The sequence below is a fragment of the Pararoseomonas baculiformis genome (genome assembly GCF_017813395.1).
In the GTDB taxonomy this organism is placed as follows: Bacteria; Pseudomonadota; Alphaproteobacteria; order Acetobacterales; family Acetobacteraceae; genus Roseomonas; species Roseomonas baculiformis.
Map to the genome: position 1 here is coordinate 202,677 of NZ_JAGIZB010000006.1, position 15,772 is coordinate 218,448.

Genomic DNA, 15,772 nt, shown 5'->3' on the forward strand with positions numbered 1-15,772 from the left:
GGTCCGGCTGGCTCCCCGGAGCCCCCGGCGCGAATGGCCAGCACAGGATATCGCACAGGATGAAGTTCGTTCCGGCCGGCATGCTGCGCCCCTTGCTGGCGCTGGGCGTGCTGGCGCTTCTGGGCGCGCTGCTGTTCCGCAGCGTCGAGATCCGCACGGACATGGCGGATTTCCTGCCCCCGGCGGAGACGCCCGAGGCCGCCTTCCTGCTCGCCGAGCTGCGGGAGGGGGCGGCGACCACGCTGCTGCTCGCCGGCATCGAGGGGGCGGAGGAGGCGGAGCTGGCGCGGATCTCCCGCACCATGGGGGAGGCGCTGCGGGCAACGGGGCGCTTCGCCTTCGTGGGCAATGGCACGGCGGACCTGACGGAGCCGGAGCAGGCGCTGCTGTTCCGCTACCGCTACCTGCTCGGGAATTCCGAGGGGGCTTTCGCGGAGCCGGCGCTGCGGAAGGGGCTGGAGGGGCTGCTGGACGGGCTGCGCTCCTCGTTGTCGGGCGTGCTGGCGCGGCTGGGTTTCGCGGACCCGACCGGGCTGTTCCTGGAAACCATCAAGGGCTGGCTGGGCGGGAGCTCCGTGCAGGTCCGGCACGGTGCCTGGTTCGCGGGTGAGGGGCCGCCGCGGGCGCTGATGGTGGCGCGCAGCAAGGCGCTGGGCACGGATACCGAGGCGCAGCGCGAGGCGGTGGAGGCGGTGCGCACGGCCTTCGAGGGAGCCGGGCCGGGAGAGGCGCGGCTGCTGCTCTCCGGCCCCGGTGTCTTCGCGGCCAGCGCGGCGGCGGCGGTGCGGGCCGATGTGGAGCGGATGGCCATCCTCTCCGCCGTGCTGCTGCTGGGCTTCCTGGTCTGGCGCTACCGCTCGGCGACCCTGCTGCTGGTGGTGGGGGTGCCGCTGCTGGCGGGAACCCTAGCCGGGGCGCTGGCCGTGGCGCTGGTGTTCGGGCGTCTGCAGGGCGCGGCGCTGGGCTTTGGGGTGACCATGCTCGGCGTGGCGGTGGACTACCCGATCTTGCTGCTGACCGGGCGGCGGCCGGGCGAGGCCATGGCGGATGCCGCGCGGCGGATCTGGCCCACCCTGCGGCTGGCCGCGGGGGCTGCGGCGCTGGGGCTGGTGGCGATGATGGCCTCCGGCTTCCCGGGGCTGGCGCAGCTCGGGCTGTTCGGGGCGGCGGGGCTCCTGGCGGGGGCGGGGGTGACGCGCTGGGGGCTGCCCTGGCTGGCGCCGGATGCCGTGCCGGCACGGCCGCTGCCCGGCGCGGTGATGCGGGGGCTGCAGGGTGCATCCGGCCGGCCGGTGCTGGCCGCGGCGCTGGTGGCGCTGGCCCTGGTCTGGCTGGCACTGGCTGGCCCGCCCCGCTGGGAGGACGACATGGCCCGGCTGAGCCCGGTGCCCAAGGCGGACCAGGAGCTGGACACGTTGCTTCGGGCGCAGCTGGGGGCGCCGGATGTGCGGCATCTCGTCGCGCTGCGCGGCGCGAGCGAGGAGGCGGTGCTGCGCGCCTCGGAACGGGTGGCCGGGGCGCTGGCGCCGCTGCTGGCCGATGGAAGGCTGGGCGGGCTGGAACTGCCGAGCCGCTACCTGCCCAGCCGGGCGACCCAGGCGGCGCGCCAGGCGGGCATGCCGGAGCGCACGGTGCTGGAGGCGCGGCTGGCCGGGGCGATGCGCGGCCTGCCCTTCCGCCCCGGCGCCTTCGCGCCCTTCCTGGACGCGGTGGAGGAGAGCCGGGGGCTGCCCCTGCTGGATACCGCTGCCATGGCGGTGGCGCCGCTGATCTCCACCCGGCTTTCGCCGCTGCTGTCCCGGCGCGGGGATGGATGGGTGGGAATGGGGCTGCTCTCCGGTGTGCAGGATGCCGGCGCGGTGCGGGCGGCGGTGGCCGGGCTGGCCGATCCCGGCGTGCTCTTCGTGGATGTGAAGGGCGAGACGGAGGCGATGATCGCGGACACCACGGCGGAGGCGCTGATCTGGTGCGGAGTGGGGGCGCTGGGGGTGCTGGCGCTGCTCGGCCTGGGGCTGCGCGGGGGCGGGGCGGCGCTGCTGCGGGCGGCGCCGATCGCGGGGGCAGTGCTGGTGGTGCTTGCCGTGCTCTCCGCCCTGGGGGAGCGGCTGACGCCCTTCCACCTGGTCGCGCTGCTGCTGATGGCGGGGGTGGGGCTGGACTATGCCCTGTTCCTGGGCGCGGCAACCCGCGATCCGGAGGAAGCGGCCCGGACCGCCGGGGCGGTGATGACCTGCACGGTGACGACCCTGCTGACCTTCGGAATGCTGGCCCTGTGCGAGACGCCGGTGCTGCGCGGCATCGGCATCACCGTCTCGGCCGGGGTGGCCGCGGCCTTCATCCTGGCGCTGCTGCTGGCACCACGGGCGGGGGCGCGAGCTTAAAGCGCCGCAATCCCGCCGATTCCTGGCTGCACAGGGATGGGGCGCGATGCGATACAGCGGTGAAATGCACTCGACCATTCCTCCCCTCGCAATGACGGCCTTCACCGCCACCAGCGCCATGGGCACGGGCCTGGCCGCGACCCGCGCAGCCCTGCATGCGCGCCGGGGCGGGCTGGCGCCCTGTGATCTTCCGGGCATGCCCGAGGGGATATGGGTGGGCCGGGTGCCCGGGCTGGAGGATGTGGCCCTGCCCGAGGGGCTGCGCCGCTTCGATTGCCGCAACCACCGGCTGGCGGAACTGGGGCTGGCGCAGGACGGCTTCGCCGCGGCCGCGGAAGCGGCGGCCGCCCGCTTCGGGGCGCAGCGGGTGGCTGTGGTGATGGGCACCAGCACCTCCGGCATCGCGGAAACCGAGGCGGCCTATGCGAAGCGGGACGGGGACGGGGCGCTGCCGCCGGAATTCGATTTCGCCCATACGCATGATCTCTACGCGCTGCCCCGCTATGTGCGGGCGCGGTTGGGGCTGCGCGGGCCGGCGGTGGCGATCTCCACCGCCTGCACCTCGGGGGCGCGGAGCTTCCTGGAGGCGCAGTCCATGATCGCGGCGGGGCTGTGCGATGCCGCGGTGGTGGGCGGGGTGGACACGCTCTGCCGGATGACGCTGCACGGCTTCAACTCGCTGGAACTGCTTTCCAAGGCCGCCTGCCGGCCCTGCGCGGCGGACCGCGACGGCATTTCGATCGGCGAGGCGGCGGGCTTCGCCCTGCTGATGCGGCTGGAGGATGCGCCGCCGGGCAGCGTGGCCCTGCTGGGCGCGGGGGCGAGCGCGGACGGGCATCACATGTCCTCTCCGCATCCCGAGGGGCTGGGCGCGGTGGCGGCCATGCGCGACGCCCTGGCCGCGGCCGGCGACCTGCCGGTGGACTACATCAACATGCACGGCACCGGCACGCGGGCGAATGACGCGATGGAGGGGAATGCGGTGCGCGCCCTGTTCGGGGATCGCGTGCCCTGTTCCTCCACCAAGGGCTGGACAGGGCACACGCTGGGGGCCTCCGGCGCGCTGGAGGCGGTGATCTCGGCGATCTGCGTGGCCGACGGGTTGGTGCCGGGCTGCCTGGGGGTGGAACTGCCCGATCCGGGCTTCGGGGTGGATGTGGCGGTGGAGAACCGCCGGGCGCCGGTGCGGCGCGTGCTGAGCAATTCCTTCGGTTTCGGCGGCAGCAACTGCGCCCTCGTGATCGGGCAGGCGTGAGGGTTCTTCTGCCGTGAGATGCGGGATCGTGGGGGTAGGGCTGCTGGGCCCCGGGCTGCCGGGCTGGGCGGCCAGCCAGGCCGTGCTGACGGGCGAGGCGCCCTGGGAGCCGGGGCCAGTGGCGCTTCCGCCGCCTGCCGCCCTGCCGCCGACGGAACGGCGGCGCACCAGCGCGGCGGTGCGGCTGGCGCTGGCCGTGGCAGCCGAGGCGTCGGCGGCATCGGGCCTGGCGCCGGAGAGCCTGGAGACGGTCTTCGCCTCATCCAACGGGGATGGCGCCGTGGTGGGCTCGATCCTGGAGGCGCTATCCACGCCGGGGGGCGCCATTTCGCCCACGCAGTTCCACAACTCCGTGCACAACGCCGCCGCGGGCTACTGGGGGATCGCGGTCGGGTCGATGCGGCCCTCGGTGAGCCTGGGTGGCTATGACGACAGCTTCCCGGCGGGGCTGCTGCAGGCCGTGGCCGCCGTGGTGGCGCGGCGCGTGCCGGTGCTGTTCTGCTGCTACGACGCGCCGCTGACCGCGCCGCTGGATGCGCGGCGGATGACGGAAGGCGTTTTCGGCGTGGGCTTCGTGCTGGTGCCGGAGGATGCGCCGGTGGCGCTTTCGGTGGAGATGGCGGACCGCGCGGAGCCGGCCTCGGCCGGTGCGCTGGGGCCCCTGATGGCGGGCAACCCGGCGGCGCGGGCCTTGCCCCTGCTGCAGGCGCTGGCCGCGGGCCGGGCGGAGCGGATCGGCCTGCCGCTGCTGGATGGCGGGGCGGTGGTGCTGGGGGTGGAGCCCGGGCTTTCGTGACGCCCCCGATCATGCCGCAGGTACCCCATGCGGGCGCGATGCGCCTGCTGGACCGCGTAATCGCGCATGATGCGGACAGGATCCTCTGCGCCGCCATGTCCCACCGCGATCCCGCCAACCCGCTGCGGCGGGACGGCATGCTGCCGGCCGTGTGCGGCGTGGAATACGCGCTGCAGGCCATGGCGGCGCATGGCGCGCTGACCGGCGATGGCGCGGCGCAGCCGCCTGGCTATCTGGCAAGCCTGCGCGGCGTCTCGCTTCAGGTGGCGCGGCTGGACGACGTGGCGGCGGAGCTGCGCGTGGAAGCGCGGGCGCTGTCCCGCGCGGCGCGGGGCTTCGTCTATGAGTTTCGCGTGCTGGCCGGGGATGTTCCGCTGATCTCGGGCCAGGCCGCCATCATCATTCCGGAGAATCCATGATCCGCGCGATCGTCAGCGGGGGCGCGAGCCCGATCGGTGCCGCCATCTCGCGCGCGCTGGCGCGGGATGGGCACCATGTGGTCGTGCATGGCAGCGGCAACCCGGACCGCGCGCGGGCCGTGGCGGCGGAGATCGCCGCCTCGGGCGGCAGCGCGGAAGCGCTGGCCTTCGACCTGACGGATGCCGCGGCCTGCGAGGCGGCGCTGGCACGGCTGCTGGAAGCGGGGCCGGTGCAGGCCGTGGTGCACAATGCGGGCACACATGACGACGCGCCGATGGCCGGCATGTCCGCGCGGCAATGGCATTCCGTGGTGGATGTCTCGCTGAACGGCTTCTTCCATCTGGTGCAGCCGCTGCTGCTGCCGATGATCGGCACGCGGCGCGGGCGGATCATCGCCATCTCCTCCGTCTCCGGCATCATGGGGAACCGGGGGCAGGCGAATTACGCGGCGGCGAAAGCGGGGCTGCACGGGGCGGTGAAGTCGCTCTCCATCGAATGCGCGCCGCGGGGCGTGACGGTGAACGCGGTGGCGCCGGGCGTGATCGAAAGCCCGGCGACGGAGGCGTTCAGCAAGGAGCAGATCCGCGCCCTGGTGCCGGCCCGCCGCGCGGGGCGGCCGGAAGAGGTGGCGGAGCTCGTCGCCTTCCTCGCCTCGGAGCGCGCGGGCTACATCACGGGCCAGGTGATTTCCATCAACGGGGGCATGGCGTGACGATCGAGACGCTTTCCACGCGTTTGGCCTACGAGAATCCCTGGACTCGCGTGCGGGAGGACATCATCCGCCGCGCGGACGGCTCCCAGGGCCTCTACGGCGTCGTCGAGCGCTCGGACTTCGTGGTGGTGGTGCCCGTGCAGGACGGGCGCGTGACGCTGGTGGAGCAGTTCCGCTACCCCGTGCAGCAGCGCATGTGGGAATTCGTGATGGGCATGTGGGAAACGCGCCCCGGCACCGACCCCGCCGAGATCGCGGCTGGCGAACTGCGCGAGGAAACCGGGTGGACCGCCGGGCGCATGACGTACGCAGGCGGGATGTTCCAGGGCGCGGGCTACTGCAACCAGCGCGGCCACGTGTTCCTGGCAACCGAGCTGACGCGCGGCGAGACGGCGCGCGAGAGTACCGAGCAGGACCTGATCTGCCGCGACTTTTCGCTGGCGGAACTGGAGACGATGCTGCGGGACGGGGTGATCCAGGACGCGATGAGCATCGCGGCCTTCGGGATGCTGCGGCTGAAGGGAATGATCTGAGGGGTGCGGCGCAGGTCCTGAACTGCCGGTTCCCGGAGAGGGCGCTGCCCTCTCCGGACCTCACCCGCCAAGGGCCTGAGGCCCTTGGAACCCCGTCTGGCTGCCGCGGATACGGTGCAAGCAGGGGTTTCTGCCCCTAATCCTGCCTTTGCAGTCGCCTCCGGTCATGGACCGGAGGCGCACCGTCAGCCGAGCCTTCCAAACTACTAGAAGAAGATGCGGCATGGGGTAGCAGTGTCCACAAGTGAGCAGCCCCGCAGCGAACGTGAAAGCGAATGGCGGTCGCGGGGCGGCCTCAATTTTAACATTCCTGGACCGTCCGCCTGACGTCCGCTCATGGCGGAGGAGTAGTCTTAGGCTTGCCATTTCTGCTTTGCGCCCATGGCGGTCGTGAGGCGGTCTCACCCGACGTCCCGTAAGCGGACCTAGCTCGCCGAAGGTCCAAAGGTCAGGTCGGATGGGGAGTGGACATTGGTTAGCCTGTAGGGCGCTTCGCCAACGCCAGCCCGACGCCCAGGACAATCATCGCTGCCCCCGAACCCTCTCTGAGGCGGCGGATCAGCGCGGGGCGCGCCGCTGCGCCGTCCCGGATGCCGCCCGCCGCAAAGGCGACCACGACATCCGCAAGGGTGTTGAGGGCGACCGACACGGAGCCAAGCACCATGAACTGCAGCGCCACGGGGCCTGCGGCCGGATCCACGAATTGCGGAACGAAGGCGAGGAAAAACGCCGCTGTCTTGGGGTTCAACGCCTCGACCAGCACGCCCTCGCGGAATGCGCGGCGGGGTCCGATCGGCGGCGCCGCGGCTCCGTCGGCCAGGGCCGCCGATGCATCCCGTCGAGCGGCCTGGACGGTGCGGAGCCCGATCCAGACCAGATAGGCGGCACCGACCAGCTTCAGCGCGGTGAAGAGCTCCGCACTCGCGAGCACGACGGCGGAGACGCCCAGGCTTCCCGCGAGCACGTGGACCATGCCGCCGAGCCCGGTCCCGAAGCTGGATGCCACGCCCTCCGCGCGGCCACCCGCGAGCGTGCGCGCGGCGACGTAGAAAATGCCTGGGCCAGGCGTGATGGCGAGCAGCAGGGCGGCGGCGAAGTAGAGGGCGAGCTGAGTTAGATCTGGCACGGTAGGAACCTTGGCGAGGGCTGGAGAAGTCAGGTCGGGATCAAAGCCGCCGTGGCCCGGTCGGAGGGCCGGTCACTCGCTGCAAGCCCGGCGGCCACCCCCGCCCGGTCCTCGGCGCTTCGGTTCTGGCTCATCTTCCGCTTGCCCTCCAGACGAGTGATGGGCAGGCGAAGGCCCACGATCCCCCTGAGCTGTGCCCGGATGAAACTCTCGGGAGCGTCGGTCACGGCCCAGGGCTCAGGGCGGGGTCCCTCGTGCAGGTTCGTCAGCCGCGTCACGACCTGCAGCAGGCGGTCGGAATCCTCGAAGAACTCCGCAGGGCCATAAGCGTGGACGGCGATGTAGTTCCAGGTCGGCACCACCTTCCCGTGCTCCTGCTTGGACGGGTACCAGGCGGGGCTGACATAGGCGTCCGGGCCCATGAACAGGGCCATGGCATCGCCCATCGGCGGCAGCTTCCATTGACCGTTTGCGCGCGCCAGATGGCCGTAGAGCGTTCCGTAAGGGCCTTCATCGGGTGCCAGGAAGAGCGGCAATGGCGTGGCGATCAGGCCCTCGGCCGTGGCGGTGACAAGGTTTGCCAGGCGTGCGTCCCGCATCGTCCCGTGCAGGGCAGTGATATCCTCCTCGCGGAAGGCGGGCGGAACGTACATCAGAAGGGCTCCTCGATCGGACTGGACGGTGCCCGAACCCTGGCCCACAAGGAACATCCAGTTCTCGCGCATTACAGAGGGCCAGTTCTGCCATGGCGTCGGATGCACCCGCGCAAGCCCGGGTCACCCAGCGGATCTGCGACACCATCAAGGCCCAGATAGCCTCCGGCCTGCTGGGTCCTGGCGACCGGCTGCCCTCCACCCGCTCGCTGGCCGCGGAGTGGGGCGTCTCCCGGACAACAGTCACCGCTGCCTACGATCAGCTTATCGCAGAGGGATACGTCGAGACGCGGCAGGGCGCTCGGGCCGAGGTGGCGCGGGGTCTTGGCCTACCCTCCACTCAGCCAGCACGGCCCTCTCCCACAGTGAGCAACGACCAGCTCTCGGCTTTCGGACGGCGGCTATCCGAGTTCTCGCTGCCTTCCGTCGCCACCTCGCCCTTGCTTGTGGCCGACTTCCGCTACGGGGATCTGTCGGCAGCAGACTTTCCCGCGCTTCCCTGGAGGAGAGCGGTCACCGGCGTCATCCTGCGCCGACAGCCACGCCTCCGGTACGACGATCCCTGCGGCTCACTTCGCCTGCGGGCTGCGTTGCAGGGCTACCTGTGGCGGGCCCGCGGCCTGCGCTGCGAGCCGGAGCGGATCATCGTGGTAAATGGCTCGCAGCAGGGTCTCGACCTCTGCGCGCGGCTGCTGCTCGACCCGGGCGACCGAGCCGTGATGGAGGAACCGGGCTATAGTCTAGCGCGCCAGGTGTTCACCGCGGCCGGAGCAGAGGTGGTTCCCGTCAACGTGGATCGGGAGGGCATGCGGACGGAAGGTCTGCCTGCGGCACGGCTGGCCTATGTCACGCCCTCCCACCAGTTCCCACTCGGCGCGGTCATGTCGGTCGGCCGTCGGCGGGAACTCCTCGCCTGGGCGCAACGCTCCGGTGCCTATGTCATCGAGGACGATTACGACAGCGAGTACCGCTTCGACATCGCGCCGATCCCGACACTCCAGGCCATGGATGACGCTGGGCGGGTTATCTATCTCGGCACCGTGTCCAAGACGCTCTCGCCAACCCTGCGTCTCGGCTACGCCGTCGTCCCGGAAGTGCTGTCGGTGCCCTTTGCCAAGGCAAAGCGGCTGGCCGACCGGCACGCGCCGAGCCTGGAACAGGAGGCGCTTGCCGACTTCATGGAGAGCGGCGCCTACGAGCGGCATGTCCGCCGCGTCCGCCGCCGCAACGGTGAACGCCGGGCGGCGCTCCTCGCCGCGCTGTCGGCCACGCTGGGTGATGCGGTGACGGTGATCGGCGGTGAGGCCGGGCTGCATGTGGTCGTCTGGCTGAATGGCGTACCAAGGGACCAGGAGGACAGCCTGATCATCAGGGCACGCGCGGCGGGCCTCGGTGTGTACCCCGTTACCCCTCTCTACACCCCGTCTTCGGCAACGAACCGGCCCAACGCGGCAGGACTGGTGCTTGGCTACGCAAGTCTCAATCCGCAAACCATTGTCCGGGGCGTCCAGATACTTGGGGAGGTTCTGGGTGCCTTCCGCTACGGAAGCGAGGTCTGCCGATGATGCAGGCTGCGGCTTCGGCGCCCGTGGCCTTCAAGAGCAGCCTATGCCCGGAAGCCCGGTAGCCCTTCTCTCAGTGGAGCGGTACTTCCGGCTCATTGATCCAACCTAAGTGACTGATGCCCCAACCCGATTTCGGAATTTGGTGGATGCTGCTGCCCCATGCCGAGAAGATGATGGTGAGGGGTCCGGGGAGAGGAAGAATTCCTTCTTCCTCTCCCCGGGGGTCCAAGAGCGCCAAAAAATCAGAACAAGCACGCCCCGGAAGAAGCCGGGGAGCCGCTCCATTATCCATGGGACAAATGGGAGCCATCCGGGGTTCGCGTTGGAGCGACGGGCAGCCGGGACATATATCGGGCCCAGACGACGACATGATGCCGCCGCCATCCACGAACAGGATATGAGCGATGTCTAACCCGATGATGTCCAAGACTCTCCGCACCCTGGGCCTTGCCGCCGCGCTGATCGGCGCGACCGCTGCCCCTTCCCTGGCGGAGGGCTTCTATGTGGCCGGCCCGACTGCCCTTCCCGCCTGGACGCAGCAGGCCGATAGCCGCACGCCGCTGGCGGGCCGCAGCACCGCCCCGAATGCCGCGCAGACCTTTCTCGAGCGGTCCGGGGCGACCGGCAATGGTGGCCAGCACTCCTGAGGCAGGGACCCGGGGCCGCGCGGCCCCTTGTTCCTGGGCGCGAAAAAGGGCCGCCGGCAATGCCGGCGGCCCTTCTTTTGTGCCTGTGTCGCCGCAGGGTGCAGACCCCTGGGCCCAGGCCGGGCCGGGTATCCGGCCCGGTTGGTCCGGATCAGCGCGCCTGCTGGATGGCCGAGAGCAGCCAGTTCTGGCCCGGGCGGCGGACGAAGGTCCAGATCTCCGTCGCGTCCTGGCGGGCATCGGGGTCGCCCTCCACTACGCGGCCGGTATTGTCCCGCGTCACGTCGATCATGCTGAAGCGCATGGCGACGGTGGCGTATTCCATCCCATCCTCGGCCCAGGCCTCGGCCAGGTCGCCCGATTCAAGGCGGACATCGCGCGTCTCGTTGTTCCAGCCGCGGGCGGCGAGGTCGCGCAGGTCGTTCTCGAAGTAGCGGGCCATCTCGGGCGTCGCCAGGCGCTGGAGCGCGGCCATGTCGCGGTTCGACCAGGCCTGGTTCACGCGGACCAGAGCGTTCTCGAAGGCGGAGAAGTCCGTCGGCGTGATCTGCACGGGGCGCTGGGTGGCGCGGCTGCCCGTGCCGCCCATCGCGCCCATGCCGGCGCCCTGGTGCATCTCACGCGCATAGGAGCCCGGGGCTATGCCATGCGCCGTGGCGCCCGCCATGGCCGGGGTGCCCATGGGGGCGGCGCGGCGGCCGCGCACCAGGCGCAGGACAAGCCAGACGATGCCCGCGATCATCGCGATCTGCAGCAGGAAGCCGAGGAAGCCGGCCGCGCCCGACATGCCGCCGAAGGCGCCGCTGCCGAAGAGCATGCCGATGATGCCGGCGCCCAGCAGCCCGCCCATCAGGCCGGTCATGAAGCCGCCGCCCCGGTTGGGGGTAGTGTAGGAAGGCGCGGGGCGCGGGGCCATGGCGCCGGGCTGGGTAGAGCCGGGGGCCTGGCGCGGCGCCTCGCTGCGGTTGAAGGGGGTGGCGGTGCCCGGGGCCGTGTTGGTGCTCGGCGGGGCGCTGTAGCTACGGCTGCCCCGGCTGCCCGAGGAGAAGCCGCCGCCCGGCCGGGCCTCCGCGATGGCGGGGCCGAGCGCGAGCGCCAGGGTGGCGAAGGCAGCCAGGAGACGTGCGCGGCGGCGCATGGGGGTGGTCCTCCCGAGGGTTATTCTCACAGGAAGTTAATATAGGACGCCCGCCGCCGGTTTCACGAGGGGGTCGGCTCACATTGGCTCGGCTTCGCGCCTCTTCATCATGGCCTGGAAGGCCGGGCGCGACTGGCAGGCGGTGATCCAGGCCTGGACATGCGGCGCCGCCTCGAAAAGCGAGCGGTCCGGCTGGGCGTAGCGGATCACCTCGGCCAGGTTGATGTCGGCGATGGTGAAGCGCTTGCCCACCAGATGACCGCCCCCGGCCTTCAGCGCGGCATCCAGCACGGCGAAGGGGGCGCGCAGGCGCTCGGCCGCCGCTTCCGGCTCGCGCTTCTGGAGAATGGCAAGGCAGTCATCCTCGATGCCCCGGCCCCAGAGGGACCACATGGCGGTCAGCCCTTCCTCCTTCGCGTCCTGCGGCCCCAGCGGGCTGCCGTACTTGCGGGCGAGGTAGAGGGTGATGGCCAGGGATTCGTGCAGGATGAAGCCGTCATCGTCCAGCGTCGGGATCAGGCCATTGGGGTTGATGGCGCGAAAGCCGGGAGAGGCGGTGTTGAAGGGCGCGTCCGCCGCGGCGGGATCCTTCAGCCGGTAGGCCTGCATGACAGGCACATGCTCGAAGGCGATGCCCATCTCCATCGCGGCCCAGACCGGGCGCGTCGCACGGGAGCGCAGGACGCCATAGATCTTCAGGGGCATGCAGCTTTCCTCCGGATTCGCAGGCATGGCGATAGCATGGGCGGGGTGGAGCCGGGAGGCGGAACCCCGCTTCCCCGTTCCACTCCCGCGCTTCAGGGCCCGGCGCGTTCCGCCAGCGCCTCCGGCACGCGCAGGGTAAGGCCGAGCAGGCGGAAGGAGAGTGTCTTGCCGTGGCCGTCCAGGTTCAGGGCACCGTTCACCCCGCCCTGGAGCACGTCGTCGATGACGAAGTTGAAGCCATCCAGCTTGGGAAGCTCGTAGCGGCGCACGCGCGCCGCGCCGCGATGGGCGAAAAGGGCGAGGACGCGCTCCTCCGTCACCTGCCCGGCGATCAGGGGCCAGGCTTCGGGGTAGTAGGCGAAGAGACCGATATTCAGGCGGTTGCCCTTATCGCCCGCGCGGGCATGGGCGAGGCGGTGCAGGGGAATCTCGACCATGTCGCTCATGCCGCGTCTCCGAGGGCCAGCATCGTCACGCGCGGATGCACACGCTCACGCGGGACCATGAAGGACAGGGTGCGGATCCGGTCCACCACGCGGGTGCGCGCGCCGCCGCCGCCCGCCGGGCCGCAGCAGAGAAGGGAGAGCACCTCGCGCGCGGCGCGCTCGGCCTCCTCCTTCGTCTCCGTCGCGACGGCAAGGCGCAGGCGGAGATCCGCGGGGTCGGCGGTGAGGCTGGTGTCGCCAAGGATGCCCGCATCACCATCGAAGACGCTGACGACGCCGATGAGGTCCACGCGCACGCGGCCCCCGATGCCCAGCATCGGCAGGCGGTCCCGCAGGGTGCGGCCGGCGAGCTCGGCGCGGGCGCGGGCATTGGGGCCGGCATAGGAGATCTCGCCCTCGCCCAGCCATCCGCCGGGGAGGCTGACCGTGGCCTTCAGCCGCTCGGGGCGCGGGGTTCCGCGGGCACCGGTGACGCGCACGCGGTCCGGGCCATCCTCCGCGAGGGTGATGCCCGTGATGTCCAGCGTGACATCGGGGGTGAGATAGGCGGCGGGGTCGTGCAGCTCATAGAGGAGCTGTTCCTTCACCGTGCGCAGGTCCACCACGCCGCCGGTGCCCGGGGGCTTGGTGATGGTGAAGCCGCCATCGGCCTCCATCTCGGCGATGGGGAAGCCGATCTCGTGCATCCCGGGCACGTCCTTGAAGCCGGGATCGGCGAAGTAGCCGCCGGTGACCTGGGATCCGCATTCCAGCAGGTGCCCGCAGGCGGTGCCGGCGGCCAGGCGGTTCCAGTCATCCTCGGCCCAGCCGAAATGCGCGATCATCGGGCCAAGGGCGAGGGCGGGATCGGCGGCGCGGCCGGTGATGACCACCTGCGCGCCGCCGCGCAGGGCCTCCGCGATCGGCGCGGCGCCAAGATAGACATTGGCGGCGATGACCTGGGCGGGATCGAGCACCGCGCCCTCGTCGCCTTCCCAGGGCTGGAGGTCGTCCAGCGCATCGGTGCCGCGGACATCGTCGCCTTCCACCACGGCGACGCGGAGCCCGGGCAGGCCAAGCTCCCGGGCCAGGCGCAGCACGGCCTTGGCCGCCCCGCGCGGATTGGCGGCGCCGCCATTGGTGACGATGGGAATGCCATGCGCCGCGCAGCGCGCCAGGATGGGGCGCAGCAGGGCTTCCAGCGCGGGCTCGTACCCGCCATCGGGATTGGCGCGGCGATCCCGCTGCGCCAGGGCCAGGGTGCGCTCGCCCAGCACCTCCAGCATCAGCGCGGCGGGACCGCCGGCGGCAATGAGGGCATCCACCACGGGGCCGGGGGCGTCGATGCGGTCCCCGGAGAAGCCGGAGCCGCAGCCGATGCGGAGGAGCGGGGCCATGCGGAGCCTCAATCCGCCTTCGCGCCGGACACGCGGATCACCTCGGCCCATTTGGCGATGTCGCCGCGCAGCCAGGTGGCGAATTCAACGGGCGGCATGCCGACAGGCTCCAGCCCCTGGTCGAGAAGCTGCTGGCGAAGATCCGGGGCCTCCAGCGCGCCCTTCAGCGCGGCGTAGATCGCGTCCCGGATCTGGCCGGGCGTGCCGGCCGGGGCAAAGAGGCCATGCCAGGCGGAAACCTCGAAATTCTCCACGCCCTGCTCCATCGCGGTGGGCACGTCGGGCGTCCAGGGCAGGCGGTTGGCGGAGGTGGCCGCCAGGGCGCGCATCCGGCCCTCCCGCACGAAGGGGAGGACGGCGGTGACCTGGTAGATGGTCATCGGCACATGGCCGGCGACGACATCGGTGAGCGCCTGGGCGGCGTTGCGGTAGGGCACGTGTTCCAGCGGCGCGCCCGTGCGCAGCTTCAGCAGCTCCCCCGCGAGATGGGAGGAGGTGCCGTTGCCGGCGGAGGCGTAGGAGACGGAGCGCTGCTTCTTCGCCCATTCGATGAATTCGGGCAGCGTGCGCACGGGGATCTGCGGGCTGACGACGAGCAGGTTCGGCGCGTTGGTGACAAGGGAGACCGGCACGAAGTCGCGCAGCACGTCATAGGGCATATTCGGCATCAGCGAGGCATTCACCGAATGCGAGGCGATGGAGCCCATGACGAGGCTGTGCCCGTCCGGCGCCGACTTGGCGATCACGTCCGAGCCGACCACGCCGCCCGCGCCGGCGCGGTTCTCCACCACGATCGGCTGGCCAAGGGTCTGCGACATGCGGGGCGTGACGAGGCGCGTCATGATGTCGGTGGAGGTGCCAGCGCCGAAGGGCACCATCATGCGGATCGGCTTGCTGGGATAGCCACCCTGGGCGGTTCCCTGGGCGATTGCGAGGCGCGGCAGGGCGGAAAGGGCGAGGCCGCCGAGCAGCAGTCGGCGCGTGGGCTGGGGCATGGACGTTTCCTGTGGGTGCGGCCCTTGGGACCGGCGGCTTTGCCTGAACCGGGGCATCCTGCACGGGGTGGGTCATCAGGCAATGGAAAGGTTCTGATGCCTTCCATAGAGTTATTCTATGGACGTCTCGATCCGGCAGGCGCGGGCATTGGTGGCGGTGGTGCGGCTGGGCAGCCTCACCCGCGCGGCCCAGGCGCTGGGCGTTTCCCAGCCCACCCTGACCGTGCAGCTGCGCGGGCTGGAGGAGGCGCTGGGGCTGACCCTGCTGGACCGCGGGGTGCGCGGCAGCCTGCCCACCGCCGAAGGGCAGCGCCTGGCCGAGGCCTTCGGGCGGCTGGTGGGGGATTTCGACCTTCTGGTGGGCGAGGCGCGGGAGGTGGCGGCGCAGCGCGCGGGGCTGGTGCGCCTGGCCGCGCTGCCCTCCGTGGGCACCACGGTGCTGCCGGAGGCGCTGGCGCGCCTGCGCGCGGCCAGCCCGGGCATCCGCGTGCTGATCCGCGATGCGGTGGCGCACCGGATCGGCGCGCTGGTGAAGGCGGGCGAGGTGGAACTGGCGATCGGCACCGACATGGGACCGGAGCCGGAGCTGCGGACGGAGCTTCTGCTGCGCGACCGGATGGTGGCGGTGCTGCCGGGTGGCCACGCGCTGGCCGGCGGCTCGATTCCGCCCGAGCGGCTGGCGCGGGAGCCGCTGATCCTGACGGACCCGCAGAGCAGCGTGCGCGTGCTGGTGGAGCGCTGCCTCAGCATGCGCGGACTGCCGGTGAGCCCGGCCTACGAGGTGACCTACATGAGCACCGCCATCGGGCTGGTGCGGGCGGGTCTGGGCGTGGCGATCCTGCCCTCATCGGCCGTGGATGCGGCGCTTGCGCCGGCGGTTGTAGCCGCCTCCGTGGATGCGCCGGAGCTGGAGCGGGAGGTGCTGCTGATCCGGCGCGCCGGGCGCTCCCTCTCGCCGCCTGCGCGGGCCCTGGCGGAGGCATTGCGGCTGGCGGCGCGCGGTGGCGGCTGAGACGGAGGGGGC

Annotated in this window: 16 protein-coding genes; 9 read left to right on the forward strand and 7 right to left on the reverse strand. The window is 71.5% G+C overall.

Annotated features, from left to right (window positions below):
• Nucleotides 1–59: 59 nt before the first annotated feature.
• From J8J14_RS25415 to J8J14_RS08375, 6 genes are all read left to right on the forward strand, one after another.
• Nucleotides 60–2,381 (forward strand): MMPL family transporter, encoded by a 2,322-nt coding sequence (locus tag J8J14_RS25415; protein ID WP_209379015.1) that lies wholly within the window; start codon nt 60–62, stop codon nt 2,379–2,381.
• Nucleotides 2,382–2,472: 91 nt separating this feature from the next.
• Nucleotides 2,473–3,636: a beta-ketoacyl-[acyl-carrier-protein] synthase family protein gene (locus tag J8J14_RS08355; protein WP_245215559.1), complete on the forward strand. Its 1,164-nt coding sequence runs from the start codon at nt 2,473–2,475 to the stop codon at nt 3,634–3,636.
• 13 nt (nt 3,637–3,649) lie between these two features.
• Nucleotides 3,650–4,432 carry a beta-ketoacyl synthase chain length factor gene (locus tag J8J14_RS08360; protein WP_209379016.1) on the forward strand — a complete coding sequence of 261 codons (783 nt, stop codon included), beginning with the start codon at nt 3,650–3,652 and terminating at the stop codon, nt 4,430–4,432.
• Complete coding sequence (locus tag J8J14_RS08365) at nt 4,429–4,851, forward strand: phosphotransferase (protein WP_209379017.1); 423 nt, start codon at nt 4,429–4,431, stop codon at nt 4,849–4,851. Before J8J14_RS08360 ends, J8J14_RS08365 begins: the two co-directional genes overlap by 4 nt.
• Nucleotides 4,848–5,564, forward strand: coding sequence for a 3-oxoacyl-ACP reductase FabG (fabG, locus tag J8J14_RS08370; RefSeq protein WP_209379018.1), 717 nt, complete (start codon nt 4,848–4,850; stop codon nt 5,562–5,564). The genes J8J14_RS08365 and fabG overlap by 4 nt, the downstream gene beginning before the upstream one ends.
• Nucleotides 5,561–6,097 (forward strand): NUDIX domain-containing protein, encoded by a 537-nt coding sequence (locus J8J14_RS08375; RefSeq protein WP_209379019.1) that lies wholly within the window; start codon nt 5,561–5,563, stop codon nt 6,095–6,097. The genes fabG and J8J14_RS08375 overlap by 4 nt, the downstream gene beginning before the upstream one ends.
• A gap of 475 nt (nt 6,098–6,572) precedes the next feature.
• Here J8J14_RS08375 and J8J14_RS08380 read toward each other — a convergent pair whose 3' ends face one another.
• Nucleotides 6,573–7,223 carry a LysE family translocator gene (locus J8J14_RS08380; protein ID WP_209379020.1) on the reverse strand — a complete coding sequence of 217 codons (651 nt, stop codon included), beginning with the start codon at nt 7,221–7,223 and terminating at the stop codon, nt 6,573–6,575.
• Between the two features lie 29 nt (nt 7,224–7,252).
• Nucleotides 7,253–7,876, reverse strand: coding sequence for an FMN-binding negative transcriptional regulator (locus J8J14_RS08385; protein WP_209379021.1), 624 nt, complete (start codon nt 7,874–7,876; stop codon nt 7,253–7,255).
• Nucleotides 7,877–7,968: 92 nt separating this feature from the next.
• Between J8J14_RS08385 and pdxR the strand changes: the two genes are divergently transcribed.
• Both pdxR and J8J14_RS08395 read left to right on the forward strand, forming a co-directional pair.
• The gene (gene pdxR / locus J8J14_RS08390) at nt 7,969–9,441 is read left to right on the forward strand and encodes a MocR-like pyridoxine biosynthesis transcription factor PdxR (RefSeq protein ID WP_209379022.1); all 1,473 of its coding nucleotides are present in this window, start codon (nt 7,969–7,971) and stop codon (nt 9,439–9,441) included.
• Between the two features lie 404 nt (nt 9,442–9,845).
• Nucleotides 9,846–10,088 carry a hypothetical protein gene (locus tag J8J14_RS08395; protein WP_209379023.1) on the forward strand — a complete coding sequence of 81 codons (243 nt, stop codon included), beginning with the start codon at nt 9,846–9,848 and terminating at the stop codon, nt 10,086–10,088.
• Between the two features lie 151 nt (nt 10,089–10,239).
• On the opposite strand, the gene J8J14_RS08400 is transcribed toward J8J14_RS08395, so the two are convergent.
• From J8J14_RS08400 to J8J14_RS08420, 5 genes are all read right to left on the reverse strand, one after another.
• On the reverse strand, nt 10,240–11,226 hold the full coding sequence (locus J8J14_RS08400) for a Tim44 domain-containing protein (RefSeq protein ID WP_209379024.1): 987 nt from the start codon (nt 11,224–11,226) through the stop codon (nt 10,240–10,242).
• Nucleotides 11,227–11,304: 78 nt separating this feature from the next.
• A complete protein-coding gene (locus J8J14_RS08405; protein ID WP_209379025.1) occupies nt 11,305–11,931 on the reverse strand; it encodes a glutathione S-transferase family protein in 627 nt (208 codons plus the stop codon).
• Between the two features lie 92 nt (nt 11,932–12,023).
• Nucleotides 12,024–12,377 carry an AtuA-related protein gene (locus tag J8J14_RS08410; protein WP_245215560.1) on the reverse strand — a complete coding sequence of 118 codons (354 nt, stop codon included), beginning with the start codon at nt 12,375–12,377 and terminating at the stop codon, nt 12,024–12,026.
• Nucleotides 12,374–13,753: an acyclic terpene utilization AtuA family protein gene (locus J8J14_RS08415; protein ID WP_209379026.1), complete on the reverse strand. Its 1,380-nt coding sequence runs from the start codon at nt 13,751–13,753 to the stop codon at nt 12,374–12,376. The genes J8J14_RS08410 and J8J14_RS08415 overlap by 4 nt, the downstream gene beginning before the upstream one ends.
• 8 nt (nt 13,754–13,761) lie before the next feature.
• Nucleotides 13,762–14,748, reverse strand: coding sequence for a Bug family tripartite tricarboxylate transporter substrate binding protein (locus J8J14_RS08420; protein ID WP_209379027.1), 987 nt, complete (start codon nt 14,746–14,748; stop codon nt 13,762–13,764).
• 118 nt (nt 14,749–14,866) lie between these two features.
• Between J8J14_RS08420 and J8J14_RS08425 the strand changes: the two genes are divergently transcribed.
• Nucleotides 14,867–15,760: a LysR family transcriptional regulator gene (locus tag J8J14_RS08425; RefSeq protein WP_209379028.1), complete on the forward strand. Its 894-nt coding sequence runs from the start codon at nt 14,867–14,869 to the stop codon at nt 15,758–15,760.
• The last annotated feature ends 12 nt before the right edge of the window (nt 15,761–15,772 follow it).

What these genes read in the sequence shown, in the direction of transcription:
- J8J14_RS25415 (WP_209379015.1), top strand. Translation starts at nt 60, where the DNA reads ATGAAGTTCGTTCCGGCCGGCATGCTGCGCCCCTTGCTGGCGCTGGGC.
- J8J14_RS08355 (WP_245215559.1), top strand. Translation starts at nt 2,473, where the DNA reads ATGACGGCCTTCACCGCCACCAGCGCCATGGGCACGGGCCTGGCCGCG.
- fabG (WP_209379018.1), top strand. Translation starts at nt 4,848, where the DNA reads ATGATCCGCGCGATCGTCAGCGGGGGCGCGAGCCCGATCGGTGCCGCC.
- J8J14_RS08385 (WP_209379021.1), bottom strand. Translation starts at nt 7,876, where the DNA reads ATGTACGTTCCGCCCGCCTTCCGCGAGGAGGATATCACTGCCCTGCAC.
- pdxR (WP_209379022.1), top strand. Translation starts at nt 7,969, where the DNA reads ATGGCGTCGGATGCACCCGCGCAAGCCCGGGTCACCCAGCGGATCTGC.
- J8J14_RS08395 (WP_209379023.1), top strand. Translation starts at nt 9,846, where the DNA reads ATGTCTAACCCGATGATGTCCAAGACTCTCCGCACCCTGGGCCTTGCC.
- J8J14_RS08400 (WP_209379024.1), bottom strand. Translation starts at nt 11,226, where the DNA reads ATGCGCCGCCGCGCACGTCTCCTGGCTGCCTTCGCCACCCTGGCGCTC.
- J8J14_RS08405 (WP_209379025.1), bottom strand. Translation starts at nt 11,931, where the DNA reads ATGCCCCTGAAGATCTATGGCGTCCTGCGCTCCCGTGCGACGCGCCCG.
- J8J14_RS08410 (WP_245215560.1), bottom strand. Translation starts at nt 12,377, where the DNA reads ATGAGCGACATGGTCGAGATTCCCCTGCACCGCCTCGCCCATGCCCGC.
- J8J14_RS08415 (WP_209379026.1), bottom strand. Translation starts at nt 13,753, where the DNA reads ATGGCCCCGCTCCTCCGCATCGGCTGCGGCTCCGGCTTCTCCGGGGAC.
- J8J14_RS08420 (WP_209379027.1), bottom strand. Translation starts at nt 14,748, where the DNA reads ATGCCCCAGCCCACGCGCCGACTGCTGCTCGGCGGCCTCGCCCTTTCC.
- J8J14_RS08425 (WP_209379028.1), top strand. Translation starts at nt 14,867, where the DNA reads ATGGACGTCTCGATCCGGCAGGCGCGGGCATTGGTGGCGGTGGTGCGG.